At 66.9% G+C, this 19,290-nt stretch carries 15 protein-coding genes and 2 pseudogenes; 8 read left to right on the forward strand and 9 right to left on the reverse strand.

Going from position 1 to position 19,290, the window contains the following annotated elements; translation table 11 throughout:
- Positions 1-159 precede the first annotated feature (159 nt).
- A pseudogene (locus M5I08_RS26975) lies at positions 160-723 on the reverse strand (dihydrodipicolinate synthase family protein); the annotation flags it as partial.
- 330 nt (positions 724-1,053) lie between these two features.
- Here M5I08_RS26975 and M5I08_RS17555 point away from each other — a divergent pair.
- Positions 1,054-2,610, forward strand: a complete 1,557-nt coding sequence (locus M5I08_RS17555; RefSeq protein WP_219067843.1) for a fibronectin type III domain-containing protein — start codon at positions 1,054-1,056, stop codon at positions 2,608-2,610.
- A 60-nt stretch (positions 2,611-2,670) separates the two neighbouring features.
- A complete protein-coding gene (locus M5I08_RS17560) occupies positions 2,671-2,907 on the forward strand; it encodes a hypothetical protein (RefSeq protein ID WP_219067842.1) in 237 nt (78 codons plus the stop codon).
- On the opposite strand, the gene hisS is transcribed toward M5I08_RS17560, so the two are convergent.
- Entirely contained in the window at positions 2,899-4,161 is a 1,263-nt protein-coding gene (gene hisS, locus M5I08_RS17565; protein WP_219067812.1) for a histidine--tRNA ligase, read from the reverse strand. The genes M5I08_RS17560 and hisS overlap by 9 nt on opposite strands.
- Positions 4,158-4,820, reverse strand: coding sequence for an MBL fold metallo-hydrolase (locus tag M5I08_RS17570; protein ID WP_219067811.1), 663 nt, complete (start codon positions 4,818-4,820; stop codon positions 4,158-4,160). The genes hisS and M5I08_RS17570 overlap by 4 nt, the downstream gene beginning before the upstream one ends.
- Positions 4,821-4,931: 111 nt before the next feature.
- Between M5I08_RS17570 and M5I08_RS17575 the strand changes: the two genes are divergently transcribed.
- The 3 genes and pseudogenes from M5I08_RS17575 (at position 4,932) to M5I08_RS26985 (ending at position 7,585) form a co-directional block, all read left to right on the forward strand.
- Complete coding sequence (locus M5I08_RS17575) at positions 4,932-5,813, forward strand: peptidylprolyl isomerase (protein WP_219067810.1); 882 nt, start codon at positions 4,932-4,934, stop codon at positions 5,811-5,813.
- 44 nt (positions 5,814-5,857) lie between these two features.
- A pseudogene (locus M5I08_RS26980) lies at positions 5,858-6,547 on the forward strand (serine/threonine-protein kinase); the annotation flags it as partial.
- Positions 6,548-6,679: 132 nt separating this feature from the next.
- Positions 6,680-7,585, forward strand: a complete 906-nt coding sequence (locus M5I08_RS26985; protein ID WP_370328656.1) for a peptidylprolyl isomerase — start codon at positions 6,680-6,682, stop codon at positions 7,583-7,585.
- A gap of 117 nt (positions 7,586-7,702) precedes the next feature.
- Here M5I08_RS26985 and M5I08_RS17590 read toward each other — a convergent pair whose 3' ends face one another.
- Complete coding sequence (locus M5I08_RS17590) at positions 7,703-10,078, reverse strand: RelA/SpoT family protein (protein ID WP_219067808.1); 2,376 nt, start codon at positions 10,076-10,078, stop codon at positions 7,703-7,705.
- 274 nt (positions 10,079-10,352) lie between these two features.
- Here M5I08_RS17590 and M5I08_RS17595 point away from each other — a divergent pair, with 274 nt between their 5' ends.
- Complete coding sequence (locus M5I08_RS17595) at positions 10,353-11,039, forward strand: hypothetical protein (RefSeq protein WP_249762878.1); 687 nt, start codon at positions 10,353-10,355, stop codon at positions 11,037-11,039.
- Positions 11,040-11,293: 254 nt separating this feature from the next.
- Here M5I08_RS17595 and M5I08_RS17600 read toward each other — a convergent pair whose 3' ends face one another.
- The 5 genes from M5I08_RS17600 to yajC all read right to left on the reverse strand — a co-directional run bounded on the left by M5I08_RS17600 (position 11,294) and on the right by yajC (position 16,965).
- On the reverse strand, positions 11,294-11,839 hold the full coding sequence (locus M5I08_RS17600) for an adenine phosphoribosyltransferase (RefSeq protein WP_219067806.1): 546 nt from the start codon (positions 11,837-11,839) through the stop codon (positions 11,294-11,296).
- On the reverse strand, positions 11,821-13,464 hold the full coding sequence (locus tag M5I08_RS17605; RefSeq protein ID WP_249763393.1) for an ABC transporter substrate-binding protein: 1,644 nt from the start codon (positions 13,462-13,464) through the stop codon (positions 11,821-11,823). The genes M5I08_RS17600 and M5I08_RS17605 overlap by 19 nt, the downstream gene beginning before the upstream one ends.
- 32 nt (positions 13,465-13,496) lie before the next feature.
- On the reverse strand, positions 13,497-14,756 hold the full coding sequence (gene secF, locus M5I08_RS17610; RefSeq protein ID WP_219067804.1) for a protein translocase subunit SecF: 1,260 nt from the start codon (positions 14,754-14,756) through the stop codon (positions 13,497-13,499).
- A 4-nt stretch (positions 14,757-14,760) separates the two neighbouring features.
- Positions 14,761-16,524, reverse strand: coding sequence for a protein translocase subunit SecD (gene secD, locus M5I08_RS17615; protein WP_219067803.1), 1,764 nt, complete (start codon positions 16,522-16,524; stop codon positions 14,761-14,763).
- 111 nt (positions 16,525-16,635) lie between these two features.
- The gene (gene yajC, locus M5I08_RS17620) at positions 16,636-16,965 is read right to left on the reverse strand and encodes a preprotein translocase subunit YajC (RefSeq protein ID WP_219067802.1); all 330 of its coding nucleotides are present in this window, start codon (positions 16,963-16,965) and stop codon (positions 16,636-16,638) included.
- A gap of 589 nt (positions 16,966-17,554) precedes the next feature.
- Here yajC and M5I08_RS17625 point away from each other — a divergent pair.
- On the forward strand, positions 17,555-17,878 hold the full coding sequence (locus tag M5I08_RS17625; protein WP_219067801.1) for a hypothetical protein: 324 nt from the start codon (positions 17,555-17,557) through the stop codon (positions 17,876-17,878).
- Positions 17,879-17,909: 31 nt separating this feature from the next.
- Positions 17,910-19,250, forward strand: coding sequence for a 4-aminobutyrate--2-oxoglutarate transaminase (gabT, locus tag M5I08_RS17630; protein ID WP_219067800.1), 1,341 nt, complete (start codon positions 17,910-17,912; stop codon positions 19,248-19,250).
- Positions 19,251-19,290 lie beyond the last annotated feature (40 nt).

The following is a 19,290-nucleotide window of genomic DNA, read 5'->3' on the forward strand; positions in this document are numbered from 1 at the left end:
GGCCCAACGGTGCGGTAAATCGTAAATCACGAACACGCGCGTTGAGCTGATAAGAACCAAAGACATTCAGCCCGCATCGACATTTTTTTCCAATGTTCAGACACCGTGCTCTCGAGCAAGGCCGCAACCCGCTCAACCGCACCTTACCTAGTGGCGCGATTAGATACTTGTCAATATCTTCTGCGGCTTCGCTCGGCTGTCGAGGTCCAAGGGCAGCGGTGGTCCGCGCGGATCCCCGACTCCGGCTGCGATCAACTCCAACCCGGCCTCGACTGTGGTGGCCACCCCGCCGACCACGATGAACTCGAGCACGGGCTTGAGCTCGGTGTAAGTGGCTTGTGCTGTTGGCAATTCGCCAGCGGTTAGCCTCATCGTACACGTCGATACAGGGCTGCAGACGCCGACACCGCGCGGCCGTGCACACACCGGCGGCACCGGCCCGCAGCGCGTCCAGCACTAGCGGATTGCTGCCGGCGCAGAAGGGCAGCCGGCCGCCGCTGAGCTCGTCGATGCGCCGCATCCGGGAAAGACCACCGGTGCACTCTTTGACCATTGCGCTGTTGTGTGACGTCGTCGATAGCAATATCGACCCGCTAGTGGCCGGGTTGTTGTCCGTCATGATCGAAATCCCTAATCACTTCGCCAATTCTGAGAAAATGCTTAAAGATTTCTCGTTCGGAAAGTTTCCAGAAGACCCGGCAAGACCATCACCGCATCAGCGCCGTCGTTGCCGTCGTCAAATCGGAGACACCGGCCAAGCCCATGTCGGTGCGGGCGAACGGATAGCCGACACGATCGTGTATCGGCTCGATCACACGCCGCAGTCGAAGCAGGCCACCCGCCGGCACGACGTTGAGCGACGGCTCTGACCGCCTCCGGGGTCAACCCGGTAGCGTTGGCCAGAGCATCGAGCCGAACGACCGCAGCCCTCGGAGCTTTTCGCCGTCCGAAGTCGAACGCGGTGCGCGCCGCGCCGGCGGGCAGCGCGTCGAATGTGGGCTCGTGTCAGCCGCAACAGCTCCGAACCCCACACTCGGCGCCAGGTATGAAGGAGTGGTGAGCGACGGGATCAGCCGCAGGACGGTGCTGACGACGGGGGCTGCGGCCGCGATCGTCGGCGCGGGTGTCGGCGCGGGCGGCGTTGCACTGCTCGGCGCAGCGCATCGTGGGCCCACCCTGTGGACTCGGCCCACTCGAAGCGGGGCGCAACCGGTTGGCGGGCTGCATCTGCAATTCGGCAGGGACGCTTCCACCGAAGTCGTCGTCTCATGGCACACCACCGATCCCGTTCACAACCCGCGGGTGATGGTCGGCACACCGATGTCCGGTTTCGGCCGCGTGGTGCACGCCGAGACCCGCACGTATCGGGATGCGAAGTCCAAGACCGAGGTTCGGGTCAACCACGCCGTGCTCGACAACCTGGCTGCCGACACCGACTACGTGTACGCCGCGGTGCACGACGGCGCCGACCCCGAGCTGGGGACGCTCCGAACTGCGCCGTTCGGGCGAAAGCCGTTCCGCTTCACCAGTTTCGGCGACCAGGCCACTCCGACTCTTGGCCGGCTGAAGGACAACAGTTACCGCAGCGACAATCTCGGCTCCCCGGCAGCCGGGGACACCACCACCGCCGTCGAACGCCTCGGCCCGCTGTTCAACCTGGTCAACGGCGACCTGTGCTACGCCAACCTGGCCGACGACCGCATCCGCAGTTGGTCGGACTGGTTCGACAACAACACCCGCTCGGCCCGCTACCGGCCCTGGATGCCGGCGGCCGGCAACCATGAGAACGAATTGGGCAACGGGCCGGTCGGTTACGCCGCGTATCAGACGTACTTCGCCCTGCCCGACTCGGGGTCCGACGCCGAACTGCGCGGACTGTGGTATTCGTTCACCGCCGGGTCGGTGCGCGTCATCAGCCTCAGCAACGACGACGTCTGCTTTCAGGACGGCGGAAACTTCTACGTGCACGGCTACTCGGGCGGCGCGCAAAAGCGTTGGCTGGAAACCGAACTCGCCGCCGCGCGAGCTGACCAGCGAATCGACTGGGTGGTCGTCTGCATGCACCAGACCGCGGTGTCCACCGCCGACCGCACCAACGGCGCCGACTTGGGCATCCGCCAGGTTTGGCTGCCGCTGTTCGACCGCTACCAGGTCGACCTGGTGGTGTGCGGTCATGAGCACCACTACGAACGCTCGCATCCGGTGCGGGGAACACAAGACAGCGAAACCAAAACGCCGATCCCGGCCGATTCCCGCGGCGACGTGATCGACACCAGCAAGGGCACCGTGCACCTGGTCATCGGCGGTGGGGGCACGTCGGCGCCGTCGAACACCATGTTCTTCCCCGAGCCCAAATGCCGCGTGCTGACCAGCGTCGGGCAATTCGATCCGGCAATCGGACGCAAGGCGCCCTTCTACGTGGTAGAGGAGGCGCCGTGGTCGGCGTTCCGCGACCGCGAAAACCCGTACGGATTCGCGGCTTTCGACGTCGACCCCGGCTCGGCGGGCGGCAACACGTCGATCAAGGCAACGCACTATGCGGTTAACGGCCCGTACGGGGCGATCAGCGTGGTCGAACAATTCACGCTCACTCGGCCCCGCCGCGGCTGAGTGTTTCCCCACTGGCCGGCAGGGTTAGGAAAACTAGATTGTTTCTAAGTAGTTTGTTAGATTGAAGCGCGCCCGACTCGTCGCGAACATGTCACCCCGACGTCTTATTCGTTCGACAACGGCGCCTTCGAGTTCAGCTACGCCACCGAAAAGGCCGATGGCATGGGCAGCTTCCCGGCCGACTCGAAGACCACCATCTCCGTGCCGCCCGTCGAGTTCCCGAACGGCTACACGGTGAGCGTCACCGGCGGAGAAGTCGTCTCGGCCCCCAACTCGCGGCGAGTCGGCCTAGCTTAGCCGCGAAAGGACCTCGGCGACAACGGAATCCGTCGCAACGTCGACCTGCTCCCCGGTCGTGAGGTCCTTCACGCCGATGGTTCCGGCTTCGATGTCGCGATCACCGGCGACCAGCGCCACGCGTGCACCGGATCGGTCCGCGGCGCGCATCGCGGGCTTGATGCCGCGATCGCCGTACGCCAAATCCACCCGCACCCCCGCCGCCCGCAGCTGCCCGGCCAGCACCGCCAGCCGCAGCTTGGCCGGCTCGCCCAGCGGCGCTGCGAACACGTCGCATCGCGCGGTCGGCCCGACCTCTTTGCCCTCGGCCTGCAACGCCAACAAGGTGCGGTCGACGCCGATACCGAACCCGATACCGGACAGGTCGGCTCCGCCGAGCTGGCGCATCAGGCCGTCATAGCGGCCGCCCCCGCCGATGCCGGATTGCGCGCCCAGGCGAGGGTGCACGAATTCGAAGGTGGTCTTGGTGTAGTAGTCCAGGCCGCGGACCATCCGCGGGTTGACGACATAGGGCACGCCCAGCGCGTCGAGGTAGGCCAGCACGGTCTCGAAATGCTGCTTGGCCACATCGGAGAGGTGGTCGAGCATCACCGGGGCATCGGCCGTCATCGCCTTGACTTCCGGGCGCTTGTCGTCGAGCACCCGCAGCGGATTGATCTCGGCGCGCTTTCGGGTCTGGTCGTCGAGGTCAAGCTGAAACAGAAAGTCCTGCAACAGTTCCCGATAGCGCGGACGGCAGGTGTTGTCGCCCAGTGAGGTGATCTCCAGCCGGAACCCGTCAAGGCCCAACGAGCGGAATCCGGCATCGGCGACGGCGATCACCTCGGCGTCCAACGCGGGGTCGTCGATGCCGATCGCCTCCACACCGACCTGCTGCATCTGGCGGTAGCGGCCGGCCTGTGGCCGCTCGTAGCGGAAGAACGGCCCCGCATAACACAGCTTGACCGGCAGCGCGCCGCGGTCCAGGCCGTTCTGGATCACCGCGCGCACGACACAGGCCGTGCCCTCCGGCCGCAGCGTCACCGAGCGGCCGCCGCGGTCGGTGAAGGTGTACATCTCTTTCGTCACCACGTCGGTGGACTCACCCACCCCGCGGGCGAACAGCGCGGTGTCCTCGAAGATCGGTAGCTCGATGTCGCTGTAGCCGGCCCGGCGGGCGGCGTCGAGCAGCCCCGAGCGCGCCGCGACGAACCGCGCCGAATCCGGCGGGACGTAGTCCGGTACGCCTTTGGGGCCGGAGAAGTCGCCGCTCACCGGCTGAGGCCTTCGAGGAACGGGTTGAACCGACGTTCCGCGCCGATGGTCGTGGAATTGCCGTGCCCGGGCAGCACCACTGTTTTGTCGTCGAGGACCAGCAACTTGTCGACAATCGAGCACATCAGGTCGCGTCCGCTGCCGCCGAACAAGTCGGTCCGACCCACCGAGCGCTCGAACAGGGTGTCGCCGGTGAACGCCAGTTCTTCATCGCCGCCGACTCGAAAGACCACCGATCCGCGGGTGTGGCCCGGTGTGTGGTCGACGGTGACGCTGATTCCGGCGAGGTCGATCAAGGCGCCGTCCCGATCGAGTTCGACGACCTGTTGGGGCTCGCGGAAAATCGCGGCGAACACCAGCTGGCCCAGCTTCGGCCCGAAGTCCTTGATGGGGTCAGCCAGCATGAACCGGTCCTCGGGGTGGATGTAAGCGGGGCAGCCGAAGGTGTCGGACACCTTCTGCGCCGACCAGATGTGGTCGATGTGGCCGTGGGTGAGCAGGACCGCCGCGGGCGCAAGCCGATTTTGGTCCAAGATGCGCCGCAACGGGCCCATCGCGCGCTGGCCAGGGTCGACGATGATGGCGTCGGCTCCGGGGTGCGGCGCCAGCACATAGCAGTTGCACTGCAGCAACCCGGCGGGAAATCCGGTGACAAACACGGTCTCCAGTTTCCCATCCCTGCAGCGGGCATGGGTCGCGCCACCCCTGTCCGGCGTCAACTGGCACACTCTTTGCTGACTCAGCCACACAACCACGGAGGGATATCGGCGGTGCCCACCAACGAAGAGCGACGTGCGACGGCCAGGCGCAAACTCGAACGGCAGCTGCAGCGCCGCGCCCAGCAGGCCCGTCGTCGCCGGATGCTGGCGATCGTCGGCGGCTCGGTTGCGGCAGTGGTCGTGTTGGCCGCGGCGGTCTTCACCGTCGTCAAGACCAACAGGGAGCACCAGAACAAGCAGGCTTCGGCCAGCCCCGGCACGACGACCAGCGCCGCTGCGGCCTCGCCGTCCGGGATTCCGCCGTTGCCACCGTTCAAGCCGGCCGCCAACCTGGGCGCCAACTGCCAGTACGCGCCTTCGGCTGAGCCGGCCAGCAAGCCGGTGAAGCCGCCGAGGCAGGGCAAAGTGCCCACCGACCCGGCTCAGGTCAGCGTCAGCATGGTCACCAACCAGGGCAATATCGGCTTGTTGCTCGCTAACAACGAATCACCTTGCACCGTCAACAATTTCGTCAGCTTGGCGGAGCAGAAATTCTTCGACAACACCCAGTGCCACCGGCTCACCGCCGCGCCGACGTCGGCGGTGCTGCAGTGCGGCGACCCGACCGGCGACGGCACCGGCGGGCCGGGCTATCAGTTCGCCAACGAGTATCCGACCGACCAGTACAAGCCTGGTGACCCCGCCGCCCACGAGCCGGTGATCTATCCGCGCGGCACGCTGGCGATGGCCAATGCCGGCCCGAACACCAACGGCAGCCAGTTCTTCATGGTGTACAAGGACACCCAGCTGCCACCGGAATACACCGTGTTCGGCAAGATCCAACAAGACGGGCTGGCCACCCTGGACAAGATCGCTAAGGGCGGCGTTGCCGGCGGCGGTCAGGACGGCCAGCCAGCCGTCCCGGTCACGATCACATCAGTGCGGCTGGACTGATCGAGGCTTCGGCGCCCTAGCTAACAGGAGAACTCTTTGTGCAGGTGACGACATTCGGGCGCTACCAGCTTCTCGATCTCATCGGTCGCGGCACAACCGGAAACGTTTTCCGGGCCAACGACACCGTCACCAACCAGGTGGTCGCGCTCAAGATAGTGCCATCGGAATTGGGCGAGAATGCAGAGTTCCTCGAGCAGTTTCGCCGCGACGTAGCCGCGGCCGCCGGCCTTGACAACCGGCACGTGGTCCCGATTCACAACTACGGCGAGATCGACGGCCGGCTGTATGTGGACATGCAGCTGATCGAGGGCGCCAACCTTGGTCGGCTGATCAGAAACGAAGGCGGCCGCATACTTCCTGCCCGCTCGGTCACGATCGTCGAGCAAGTCGCCGCGGCCCTCGACAGCGCCCACCGGGTGGGACTCGTGCATCGCGACGTCAAGCCCTCGAATATTTTGATTGGGCCGCGAGATTTCGTCTACCTGACCGATTTCGGGATGGCCCGCAGCGCCGCAGATATCGCCGGGGCCAGCGTGGGCCATGTCCCCGGCGCCTACATGGCGCCCGAACTGTTCAGCGGCACAGGCGATTCCCGCGCTGATATCTATTCACTTGCCGGTGTGTTGCACAAATGCTTGACGGGACAACAGCCTTATCCCGGAGACACCTTCGAAGAACAACGCGTTGGGCACTTGACGGCCCCGCCGCCGCGACCGTCGACGTCCTCCCCCGGTGTAGCGCCGGCATTTAACGCAGTGATCGCCGCCGCTATGGCCAAAAGCCCGCAGGCCCGCTACCAGACGGCTTTGCAGTTCGCCGAAGCCGCACGCGCAGCGCTGGAGAACCGGTTCAGTCCACCGGCAAGCCTGTCGCCATCGGCCGGGCCCCGGCCCGCACCGGCGCGGCAGCCAGAGCAGCCGGTGGAATCCGAAACTAGGCACACCGTGGCGCTGATCGCGGGATTGGCCGCAGCGGGGTTGGCTTTGTTCGGGGTGATCGCGCTGGTAGTCGTCAGCGCCGCAACCTCGGATCGCGGCACCACCGTGACGTCGTCGGCGGCCCCGACCAAGACGTCGGCCACCACCAGCAGCAGCACCACTGCGACCACCCCGGCCACGGCCAAACCGTCGGCCGGGCCGCAGCTGCCGCCGTTCGTCCCCTCCGCTGGCCTGGGCGCCGACTGCCGATACCCCGCGACCACCGATTCCGCCGCCAAGCCGGTGAACCCGCCCAAAACCGGCGCTGTGCCCACCCATCCCGCCCGGATCGACGTGACCGTCGTCACCAACCGGGGCAAGATCGGACTGCAGCTCGCGAACAACGAATCACCTTGCGCAGTGCACAGTTTCGTCAGCCTCGTGAAGCAGAGGTTCTTCGACGACACGCAATGTCACCGGCTGACCACGTCGCCGGGGCTGTCAGTACTGCAGTGCGGTGACGCGCGAGGCGACGGCACCGGTGGCCCGGGCTATCAGTTCGCCGACGAATACCCGGTCGATCAGTACCCGCCCGGCGATCCGGCGCTGAAGAAGCCGGTCACGTATCCGCGCGGCACGCTGGCGATGGCCAATGCCGGCCCGAACACCAACGGCAGCCAATTTTTTATGGTCTACCGCAACTCGCAATTGCCGCCGGCATACACCGTATTCGGCACAATCGGCGCCGCCGGCCTGGCGACGCTGGACAAGATCGCCGCGGCGGGCGTCGCCGGTGGCGGCGACGACGGCACGCCCGCCACCGAAGTCACCATCACCTCGGTGCGGCCGGACTGAGCGGCGCGAGATTGCAGCCAGGGCTGTGGTTTTCGAAAGACCACGACGCTGGACGCAGTCCCATGGAACGGACGCCGCCGGTTATCCCCGCCTTTCCGCTGCGGTAACGCGATTCGCTTACGCCGCGGACGTCACCCGGTAGACGTCGTAGACGCCCTCGACGTTGCGGACCACGCCAAGCAGATGTCCCAGATGCTTGGGGTCGCCCATCTCGAAAGTGAACCGGCTGATCGCCACCCGGTCACCGGACGTGGTCACCGACGCCGAGAGGATGTTGACTTTCTCATCGGCCAGCACGCGCGTGACATCCGACAGCAACCGGTGCCGGTCGAGCGCCTCGACCTGGATGGCCACCAGGAACACCGACGACGGCGACGGTGCCCAGTGCACCTCGATGATCCGCTCGGCCTGCTGCTGCAGCGACGCGGCGTTGGTGCAGTCGGTGCGGTGCACGCTGACTCCGCCGCCGCGGGTGACGAAACCCATGATCTGGTCGCCGGGCACCGGCGTGCAGCACTTGGCGAGCTTGGTCAAAACGCCCGGGGCACCGGGCACCGCCACCCCGACGTCGTCGGTGCTGGGTCGACGTCGCGGCGTGGTGGCCGGGGTGTACCGTTCGGCGAGATCCTCTTCGGCCTGGTCGATACCGCCGAGCTCGGCGACCAGCCGCTGCACGACGTGCTTGGCCGATACGTGACCCTCCCCGACCGCCGTGTAGAGCGCCGATACGTCCGCGTAGTGCAGCTCGCTGGCCACCGCCGCCATGGACCCGCCGTTGACCAAGCGCTGCAACGGAAGTCCGCCGCGGCGAACTTCGCGGGTAATCGCTTCCTTGCCGGTCTCGAGTGCTTCCTCGCGGCGCTCCTTGGCGAACCACTGGCGAATCTTGGCTTTGGCGCGCGGCGACACCACGAACTGCTGCCAGTCCCGCGACGGCCCGGCGTTGGGCGCCTTCGACGTGAAAATCTCGACGACTTCGCCGTTTTCAAGCTTGCGTTCCAGCGCTACCAGTCGGCCGTTGACCCGAGCGCCGATGCAGCGGTGGCCGACTTCGGTGTGCACGGCGTAGGCGAAGTCCACCGGCGTGGATCCGGTGGGCAGCGTGATGACGTCGCCCTTCGGTGTGAACACGAAGATCTGTTGTACCGCAAGGTCGTAACGCAGCGACTCCAAGAATTCACCGGGGTCGGCGGCCTCTCGCTGCCAGTCGAGCAGTTGCCGCATCCAGGCCATGTCATCGATCTCGGCTGCAGCATGCGGATGCGGAACTCCGTTGCGGCCCTTGGCTTCTTTGTAGCGCCAGTGCGCCGCGATGCCGTATTCGGCGGTACGGTGCATATCGCGGGTGCGGATCTGCACTTCCAGCGGTTTGCCCTCCGGGCCGACGACGGTGGTGTGCAGCGACTGGTACACCCCGTAGCGCGGTTGGGCGATGTAGTCCTTGAACCGGCCCGCCATCGGCTGCCACAGCGAATGCACCACACCCACTGCCGCATAGCAGTCCCGGATTTCGTCGCACAAGATGCGGATGCCGACCAGGTCGTGGATGTCGTCGAAGTCGCGGCCCTTGACGATCATCTTCTGATAGATCGACCAATAGTGTTTGGGCCGTCCCTCGACCACCGCGCTGATCTTCGACGCATTGAGGGTGGCGATGATCTCGGCGCGCACCTTGGCGAGGTAGGTGTCCCGCGACGGCGCCCGGTCGGCGACCAGCCGCACGATTTCCTCGTATTTCTTGGGATGCAGGATAGCGAACGCCAGATCCTCCAGCTCCCATTTGACGGTGGCCATGCCCAGCCGATGCGCCAGCGGCGCAATGACTTCCAGCGTTTCACGGGCTTTGCGGGCCTGCTTCTCCGGCGGCAGGAAGCGCATCGTGCGCATGTTGTGCAGCCGATCGGCAACCTTGATCACCAGCACGCGCGGATCGCGTGCCATCGCGGTGATCATCTTGCGGATGGTCTCGCCCTCGGCGGCGCTGCCCAGCACCACCCGGTCCAACTTCGTCACCCCGTCGACGAGGTGGCCGACCTCTTCGCCGAAATCCTGGGCCAATGCATCGAGCGCGTAGCCGGTGTCCTCGACGGTGTCATGCAGCAGGGCGGCCACCAGCGTGGTGGTGTCCATGCCCAGCTCGGCAAGGATGTTGGCCACGGCCAGCGGGTGGGTGATGTACGGGTCCCCCGAGTGCCGCAGTTGGGTGGCGTGCCGCTGCTCGGCGACCTGGTAGGCCCGCTGCAACAACGACAGGTCGGCCTTGGGGTAGAACTGCCGGTGCACCGCCACCAGTGGTTCGAGCACCGGGCTCAACGCGCCGCGCTGAGCCGTCATCCGCCGCGCCAACCGGGCCCGAACCCGGCGCGAGGCGCTGCTGGACGTCTTGAGGCTGATCGCAGGCTCGGAGGCCAGCGGCTCGGCCGGCTTAGGGATGTCGGCAAGCTGCAGCGGCTCGGTGGGCGGCTGAATCGCCGTCACCTTATCGTCCGCCACGTTGGTCACCTCCGACGTCCAAGGATATCGCTCATCCCTGGGCTAGATGCGACGCCAGGCTGCTCGCCGCCGCGGAGGACTTCCCTGCGTTTCAACGGGAGCCGTCGACTAACTGCAATGGGAAAGCTCCGCGCTGCCATCGGGTTGGGGGTCGGATGACAACACGGAGCTACCTGACGCGTGATACCCGATGCCTGTCATTCCTAAACGGCGACTTTGGCCGGGCTTTGTCCACGCGGCGCCTGAAGGGAGCGCCGTAATACCAATGATTGGTATGCCGGTGCAAGCCGAAAACAACGGCCTCCCGGTTGAGGTGTCCTATGACGGGAACCTCGTGGTCGACACCAACCAGATTGTCAACCCGCTGACCGGCGCGGTCGCCGTGTCGAGCCCCGACAGTGACGTCGCAGCCGCCATCGCCACGAATAGCCCCGCCATCCTCAACCAGACCATCGCCGACGCCACCCGCGGCAGCAACGACGTCGCCTTCGCCGACGGCGGCGGCGACCTCGCCCAGGCCGGCAACCTGGGCAGCGGCAGCGGCAGCGACGACACCGCCACCGCCATCGGCACCTACTCCTTTGCCAGCGCCGGCGACGGCAGCAACGACACCGCCACGGACATCGGCAGCAACAGCTTTGCTCAGGCCACTTACAACTACGACACCGTCTACGACTTGGGCTCTGGCGTCGGTAACGGCGCCAACAATATCGTCGCCGGCGGCGGCCACGACTTTGCATTCGGTATAGGCAACGGCCTGCCCAACACCGATGTCGTCAACACCGGGGTCTTCGACATCGTCACCCCGCAGTCCGGGGACAACATCCTGTCCAGCCTGGTCAGCGCGGTTGACCTTTTGAGCCTCGACCCGGGTGCGGCCTTCGGTGTCGGCACTGACGCGGCCGGCGCTGCAGCTGACGCGGTCGGGAGCACCGACCCGCTGTCGTTCCTCGGCCTGTGAGGCTTAACCGGGTGAGCTGAACGACTCCATAAACATCCCGGGATGGCTAACGGGAACGCTGAAACGGACAGTCAGCCAAGCTGCAGGCCCATTTGGTGCCACATCACATCACCCGAACCGAGCAGCCGTGCTGATTGTTTAGAAATGGGACGAGGCAGGACGCCATTGGCGGCGTGCTTGTCGCTGCTGGGAATTTGCTTGGAAGACAGCCGACCGACTTGACCGCTCATCGCCTGAGCCGGTCAGGTGAGCTCTTAGATGCGGCGCAAGCTGTGCACCCGCAGCGGCGCCACCACCCCACGACCGCCCAGCGCGGTCAGCTCCAACACCACCGCGGCCGTCGTCACGTGCGCACCGGCCTCCTCGAGCAGCCGGTGCGCTGCGGCCACCGTGCCCCCGGTGGCCAGCACGTCGTCCACGATCACGACGTTGCGGCCGGCCAATTCGATTCCCTCGGCGGGAATCTCCAGGCGCGCGGTGCCGTATTCGAGCTGGTACTCGACGGCGCGCACCGGCGGCGGCAACTTGCCGCTCTTGCGGACGGCCAGCATGCCGGTGCCCAGCCGGACCGCGAGCGCGCCCCCGATCAGGAACCCGCGCGCGTCGATTCCGGCGATCAGGTCAGCGCCGGACGCCACACCGGCCAGCGCGTCGGTCACCGCGGCCAGGCCCCGGCGATCGGCGAACAGCGGAGTTAGATCCTTGAAATCGACGCCGGCCGTGGGGAAATCGGCGACCTCCCGAGTCAGCGACGCGATGAGGTCGGCAACCGGCAGGTCGGTCACCGCACCAGGGCCCATCGATCCATATTCCAGCCGGCCCCCCAGCGGCTCGGGTTATTGCTGACGGCGTACATCTTCTTCGACGCCAGCAAGGTCCGCTGCTGGCGATACAGCGGCAGCGTCGGCATACCGCCCCACAGCACCGGCGCGCTCTGCGCCAGCAGCCGGACCAGCTCGGCGGGGTCGGCCGACACGATCAGCGCGTCGATGATTCCGTCGATCTGGGCGTTGCTGTACCCGGACAGGTTGTTGCCGTTGCCGGTGTGCAGGTCGTAGGCGTCGATCGCCGACGACCCGCTCGAACCGCTACCGGTCGCGCCGCCGGTGCTGGCCAGCAAGACGTCGATCTTCCCGTCCCGCAGCGTCTGCGGGCCCGTCGTGTCGGAGGTGACGTCGGAGACCGTGATGCCGGCCGGGGCGCAGGCCTTGGCGATCACGCCGACGATTGCGGCCAGCCGCGCGTTGGGTGCCCGATAGCCGATCCGCACGGTCAGCGGCTTGCCGCCCAACGCGCCGCGCGCGGCGACCGGGTTCGCCTTCACGTACCGGCCCGCCTCGGGAACGTTTTCCGCCAGTCCGATGGCGTCGTCGGACGCGGTGTGCAACCGCGCGTTGGAGATCGGTGTCCGGGCGTCGCGCGCGATGGCGTCACGCGGTGTGCACGAGGCCAGCGCCCGGCGCGCGGCGACGTCCGAAAGCGGGCCGTGCGGCGCGAAGATCAGCTGCTCGATGCCGTCCGACGGGTAATCGCTGCGGCGGTAGGTGTCGGGGGTGGTCAGTGTTCCCGACGAGCCGTCCGCGATGTCGACGACGTCGGCGCTCTTGTCGTTGACGCGGTCTTGGATGTCGGCTTTCTCCGGCCACACGGTGACCCGTCTGGTCATCGGCTTGGGGCCCCACCAGCGGTCGTTGGCGACCAGTACCACCGCCCCGCCGTCCAACACCGATTCGATCTTGTACGGCCCCGACGACGGGAAGTGCTTGGCGATGGCGCCCGGCTCCGTGCCGGGTTTGAGGTCCCAGGTGGTGTTCCACAGCTGCGCGATGCGCCCGATGGCCGGCAGGTCGTGGCGCATCAGCGCCGTGGTGACGTCAATCCCCAACTCTTCGGCGATGACGTGCGACGGCAGCATCGCCGTCGCTGTGAACAGCTGGTTGTAGTCGACGATGTTGCGGTCTGGGTCGAACGTCACTCGGGCTTTGTTTTGTCCCGGTTGGCAGTCGATACCCGCGATGTCGACATAGCCGGCCTGGCTGGCGGCGTCGAAGCCGGGAAACCGACCGGATTGGGCTGCCCAGGCCAGCACCAGGTCGTCGCAGGTGACCGGCTTACCGTCGGAGTAGACGGCGTTGTCGCCGATCTGGTAGTCGAGCACCAGCGGCGAACCACCCACCATCGAGACCGAGCCGAAGTCGTGGTCGGCGACGACCTGGCCGTCCGGGCCGTGGTAGCCGAATCCGGTCAGCGCGCGGGCAAAGGCCTGCGCGCCCGCCGAGGCGGCACCGGTGACGGTGTTGCTGTTATAGCTGACCAGTGTGCCGTCGACGATGTAGTCGATCTGCCCGGCGGCGCTGCCGGAGCAGCCCGTCAACGTGCCCGGCGCGGCTGCCGCGAGCACCGCCGCCAGCCAGCTGGCGGCCACACGCCAACGTCGGGCAGCTGCGGCCACCGCGGCTATCGCTTGTTTCGCTTGCCGGTCGGACGCGGGTGGCGACTCGCGCCCTCGCGCACCGGCCGCGCACCGGGGGCCGGCTTGTTGGCCGGCGCGCCGGCACTGGCCGCGACGGTTGCGGCGCCCGGCCCGTCCGGCCCGTCCGGCTCGTCCTTGGCCTGCGCGGCTGTGTCCTTTTCGGGAACGGGGCCGCGGCGCCTGCCCACTCGGCGGCTGTGGGTCCGCACCAACTCGGTGCGTTCACGCAGGCTGACCAGCAGCGGGGTGGCGAAGAAGATCGAGGAGTAGGTCCCGACGATGATCCCGACCAGCTGGACCAGCGCCAGGTCCTTCAGCGTGCCGACGCCGAGCAGCCACACCGCAACGACCATCAGCGCCAGCACCGGCAGCACCGAGATCAGACTGGTGTTGATCGAGCGCATAAAGGTCTGGTTGATCGCGAGGTTGGCGTGCTCTGCGAAGGTGCGCCGGGTGGTGTGCTGGAAGCCGTGGGTGTTCTCCTCGACCTTGTCGAACACGATGACGGTGTCGTAGAGGGAGAAACCCAGGATGGTCAGCAAGCCGATAACCGTCGCCGGGGTGACCTCGAAGCCCACCAGCGAGTACACCCCCGCGGTGACGGTCAGGTCGAAACACATCGTGGTCAACGCGGATATCGCCATATAGCGCTCGTAGCGGACGGTGATGTACAGGCTGACCAGCACCAGGAACACCGCCAGCGCGATCACGGCCTTCGTGGTGATCTGATCGCCCCAGGTCGAGGACACCGCCGAGTCGGAGATCGCTTGCCTGCTGGGCTTACCGTCGGAGCCCTTGGGCTGGAATCTGTCGAACAGCGCGTTGCGCAGCTTCTCGGTCTTGTCGTTGGACAGCGTCTCGGAGCGAATCTGCACGGTCGCGCCGGCGCCGTTGCCGACGATCACGACGGCCTCGGGGTCGCTGCCCAGCGTTTGCCGGAAAACTTGCTCCACCTGGCTCACCTGAGCACCGCCGCGCGGGAACGACATCGTGGTGCCGCCGCTGAAATCGATGCCGAAGGTGAAGCCCCGCAACACGATGCTGACGATGGCGATCGCGACGATCGTCCCGCTGACGCCGTACCACAGCCGCCGCCGGCCGATGACTTCGAACGCGCCGGTGCCGGTGTAGAGCCGCGACAGGAAACTGTGGTGGGGCAGGCCAGCGCCGGTCTCGTCGCCGGTTGAGCGGGCGACGGTTGCCGTGTCGTCGGACAGTTCAACGGCGGTCGTCTCGTCGGCCATCGCGCTACCCCCGTCCCGTAAGTTGGGCTGCGCGCCGTTCGCGTGCGACTCGCTGGACCGCGCCCAGGCCGTTGTACGCCGGCTTGGCCAGCGTCGCCGACTTGGACGCCATGTACACCAGCGGCCAGGTCACCAGGAACACCACGACGATGTCGAGGATGGTGGTCAGGCCCAGGGTGAACGCGAATCCCTTTACCTGGCCGATCGCCAGGAAGTACAGCACCGCGGCGGCCAGGAAGGTCACCGCGTTACCCGACACGATCGTTTTGCGGGCCCGCGCCCAGCCCCGCGGGACCGCCGACCGGAACGAACGGCCTTCGCGTATCTCGTCTTTGATGCGTTCGAAGAACACCACGAACGAGTCGGCCGTCGTCCCGATACCGATGATCAGACCCGCGATGCCGGCCAAGTCGAGCGTGTAGTCGATATACCGGCCGAGTAGCACCAGGATCGCGAAAACCATGGCGCCGGAAGCCACCAACGACAGGGCCGTCAGCAACCCCAGCACCCGGTAGTACAGCAGCGAATACAGCAGCACCAGCGCCAGCCCGATGGCGCCGGCAATCAGGCCTGCATGCAGCGACGTCAATCCCAATGTCGCCGAGACGGTTTGGGCCTCCGAGGACTCGAACGACAACGGCAGCGAGCCGTATTTGAGCACGTTGGCCAGCTGGCGTGCCGTGCTCGAGGTGAAGTCGCCGTGGATCTGAGTCCGCCCGCCGGGGATGGCTTCCTCGATCCGCGGTGCGCTCACCACCTCCGAGTCCAGGGTGAACGCGGTCTGGGTACCGATGTGGGAGGCCGTGAAATCCGCCCAGGTGTTTGCCGCGTCGCTTTTGAATTGCAGATCGACGACGTAGTTGGCGTTTTGCTGGTTGAACCCGGAGCTGGCGTTCGCGATCTGGTCGCCGCTGATGATCGACGGCGCCAACAGGTACGCCTCGTTGTGGTCCTTGTCGCAGGTCACCAGCGGCAGGTTGGGGTCGTCGTTGCCGGCCAGAATGTCGTCTTTGTTGCACTGCCTGGCCTCGACTTGCAGCGCCAGGAATTGCACGCCCTGATTGGTGCTCTGGCGCCATTCCTTTTCCTTGGCGATGCGCTCGGCGAGTGCCAGCCGCGGATCAGGCGGGCCGGGCTGTGCCGGCGCGGGCTGTGCCGGTGTCGGCGGCGGCTCCAGCGGGTAAGGCCGCGGCTGCGCCGCCGGGCCCGGCGCAACACCGCCAGGCGCGCCGCCGCCAGGAATCGCACCGGGTGCGGGACCGCCCGGCTGCACCGGTGCTGCGGGTCCACCAGGCACAGGTTGGCCGGGCAGTCGTCCCGGCGGCAGCCGCGGTCTGCCGTGTGGAGGAGGTGGCCGTTGCGCGCCCCCTGGCAGCGGACCGCTCTCCGCCGGAATCGCGTTGATCACAGGACGGATGTACAACCGCGCGGTCTGGCCCAGGTTGCGCGCCTCGCTGCTGTCTTTGCCCGGAACCGTGATGACCAGGTTGTCGCCGTCGACAATAACCTCAGAACCTGAAACGCCCAGCCCGTTGACGCGGGCGCTGATGATCTCCTGCGCCTGAGACAGCGCTTGGCGTGTCGGCCGCGATCCGTCCGGGGTTCGTGCGGTCAACGTGACTCTGGTGCCGCCCTGCAGGTCGATGCCGAGCTTGGCGTCGGCCCGCTTGTTCCCGGTGAAAAAGACCAGCAGGTAAACACCGACGAGCAGGATCAGGAACACCGTCAGATGACGGGCGGGGTGCACCGGCGTCGAAGGCGATGCCACGTGTCGAGTCTCCTCATCCGGTCCGCGCGGGTCGGCAGCGGCCCGCGCTCGGTTGTCGCGTGTCGATCAGTTCGACTGCACCCGCAAAGGGTACGTGGCGGATTGCCCACCTCAGTCCCTGGGCAGTCGCTCCGGGCCATCGGCCAAATCGTCGGCCCGGTCGGCCGGGGTGTCCAGGATCTCCGGCTGGACGCGGTCCCTGACCGCCAGCTTCATCCAGGTGGTCACCACTCCCGGCGCTATCTCGAGGTCCACGTCGTCGTCGGTGATGTGCCTGATCGTTCCCTGCAACCCGGAGGTGGTGTGCACCCGGTCGCCGACGCGCAGCGACTCGTGCAGGTCGATCGTGGCTTGCGTCGCGCGCTTCTGCCGCCGAGACGAGAAAAACATGAATGCGCCCAACACGATGAGCAGCGGCAAGAAGACAACCATTTGGTTCATGACGGCAACGATCTTTCCTGTTGGTCGGTGAGTCGGTCACCAGTCTGCCACCTCAGGCCTGGCAACTGCCCGGCCGCGCGGTCTCGACCGCCCGGGTGGCGGCGTGGGAAACCGGGTTGCGCTTCGCTATGGGCCGACGTCATCGATCATCCGGCCGCCCGCAGGGGGAACACCATTTGGCCCGCCCTAGCGGTACCGTGTAGGGGAGGCTGGCACATGAAAAACTCCGTTCGCCGCCGGGCGCTAGTAGCAGCCATCGCGCTGATGCCGATGGGGGCCATGACGGTGCCGACGGCAAGCTCGGCCCCATGTGAAGATGGCCAATTTTGGAGCCCGCACGCCAATGCGTGCATGACGCTGCCATGTCCTTCCGGCTCATCGTTCGATCCGGATGCCGATGTGTGCCAATGCAATGTCGGCTGGCGTTACAACCCGCTGCAGAACGTCTGCCAGGCGCTGTACATGTTCGCTCCCCCGCTCCTGTTCGCTCCCCCGCTCCTGCAGCATGGAGCGTGAAACTGTTGCGAAGTTTTCGCCGGATTTTCGCCGTGGCTGCACGCTGGACGCGGATGTCAGCCAAGATGTGTGGATGAGAAAGTTCGTTCGCCGTCTGGCGCCGATCGCGGCGACGGCGTTGACGCCGATGGCCTTCGTGACGATCGCGACGCCGGCGGTGAGCTCGGCGCAATGCGACGCCGGCCAGTATTGGGAGCCGTTCAGCAAGACCTGCTATCCGCTGGGCGTCGGGCCGACACCGCTGAACTGCGATCCCGGGCAGTGGTGGGATCCGAGCGGCAACGTCTGCCGGCCGTTGGGCCAAGGGCCGACACCCGTGGGCTGCGATCCCGGCCAGTACTGGGACCCGACGACCAACGTGTGCCGGCCGCTGGGACAAGGGCCGCCGGCCGGATAGCTTCGGGCCGCCGGCGGTCTAGGCTGCTGACGTGTCCGCTGTCGAACAGAGTCGCCACCTCGCGACCGAGGTCCCCGGTCCGGCATCGCGGGAGCTGACCAAGCGCAGGGCCGCGGCGGTGTCGCGCGGCGTCGGAACCAGCATGCCGGTCTTCGCGGCCCGCGCCGCCGGCGGCATCCTCGAGGACGTCGACGGCAACCGGTTCATCGACCTGGGTTCGGGGATCGCGGTGACCACGATCGGCAGCTCCGCACCTCGTGTCGTCGACGCGGTGCGCGCCCAGGTCGCCGACTTCACCCACACCTGCTTCATGGTGACGCCCTACCAGCAGTACGTCGCCGTCGCCGAACACCTCAACCGGCTCACGCCCGGCTCGGGTGCAAAACGCTCTGCGCTGTTCAACTCCGGCGCCGAGGCGGTGGAGAACGCCGTCAAGATCGCCCGGTCGTACACCCGCAAGCAGGCGGTGGTGGCGTTCGACCACGCCTATCACGGCCGCACCAACATGGCGATGGCGCTGACCGCCAAGTCGATGCCGTACAAGAGCGGATTCGGGCCGTTCGCGCCGGAGATCTACCGGGCGCCGCTGTCCTACCCGTACCGCGACGGGCTGATTGACAAGGGACTGGCCACCGACGGCGAGCGGGCCGCGCAGCGCGCCATCGACGTCATCGCCAAGCAGGTCGGCGCGGAGAACCTGGCCGCCGTCGTCATTGAGCCCATCCAGGGCGAAGGCGGCTTCATCGTTCCGGCAGAGGGATTCCTGCCCGCGCTGCTGGACTGGTGCCGACGGCATGACGTGGTCTTCGTCGCCGACGAGGTGCAAAGCGGCGTCGCGCGGACCGGCAAGTGGTTCGCCTGCGAACACGAAGGCGTCGAGCCCGACTTGGTCTGCATCGCGAAGGGAATCGCCGACGGGCTTCCGCTGTCGGCCGTCACCGGCCGCGCCGAGATCATGGACGCCCCGCACTCCAGCGGCGTCGGCGGCACGTTCGGTGGTAACCCGCTCGCCTGCGCGGCTGCGCTGGCCACCATCGAGACCATCGAGGCCGACGGGCTGCTGGAGCGGGCCCGCCAGATCGAACGGCTGATGAAGGACCGGCTGCTTGCGCTGCAGGCCGCCGACGATCGGATCGGCGATGTGCGTGGCCGTGGCGCGATGATCGCCGTCGAGTTCGTGAAAAGCGACACCGCCGAGCCTGACGCCGCGCTGACCAGCGCGTTGGCCGCCGCCGCGGTGGCGGCCGGCGTCATCGTGCTGACGGCGGGCACATTCGGCAACGTCGTGCGCTTCCTGCCGCCGCTGACGATCAGCGACGGGCTTCTCGCCGAGGGCCTCGACGTTGTGGCCGGGGTGCTGGCCGGGCTGTAGCTAGTCCCACCCTCCGGCCCGTGACCGATGAGGCAGATGA

It is taken from the genome of Candidatus Mycobacterium methanotrophicum, assembly GCF_023515995.1.
GTDB classification, from domain to species: Bacteria; Actinomycetota; Actinomycetes; order Mycobacteriales; family Mycobacteriaceae; genus Mycobacterium; species Mycobacterium methanotrophicum.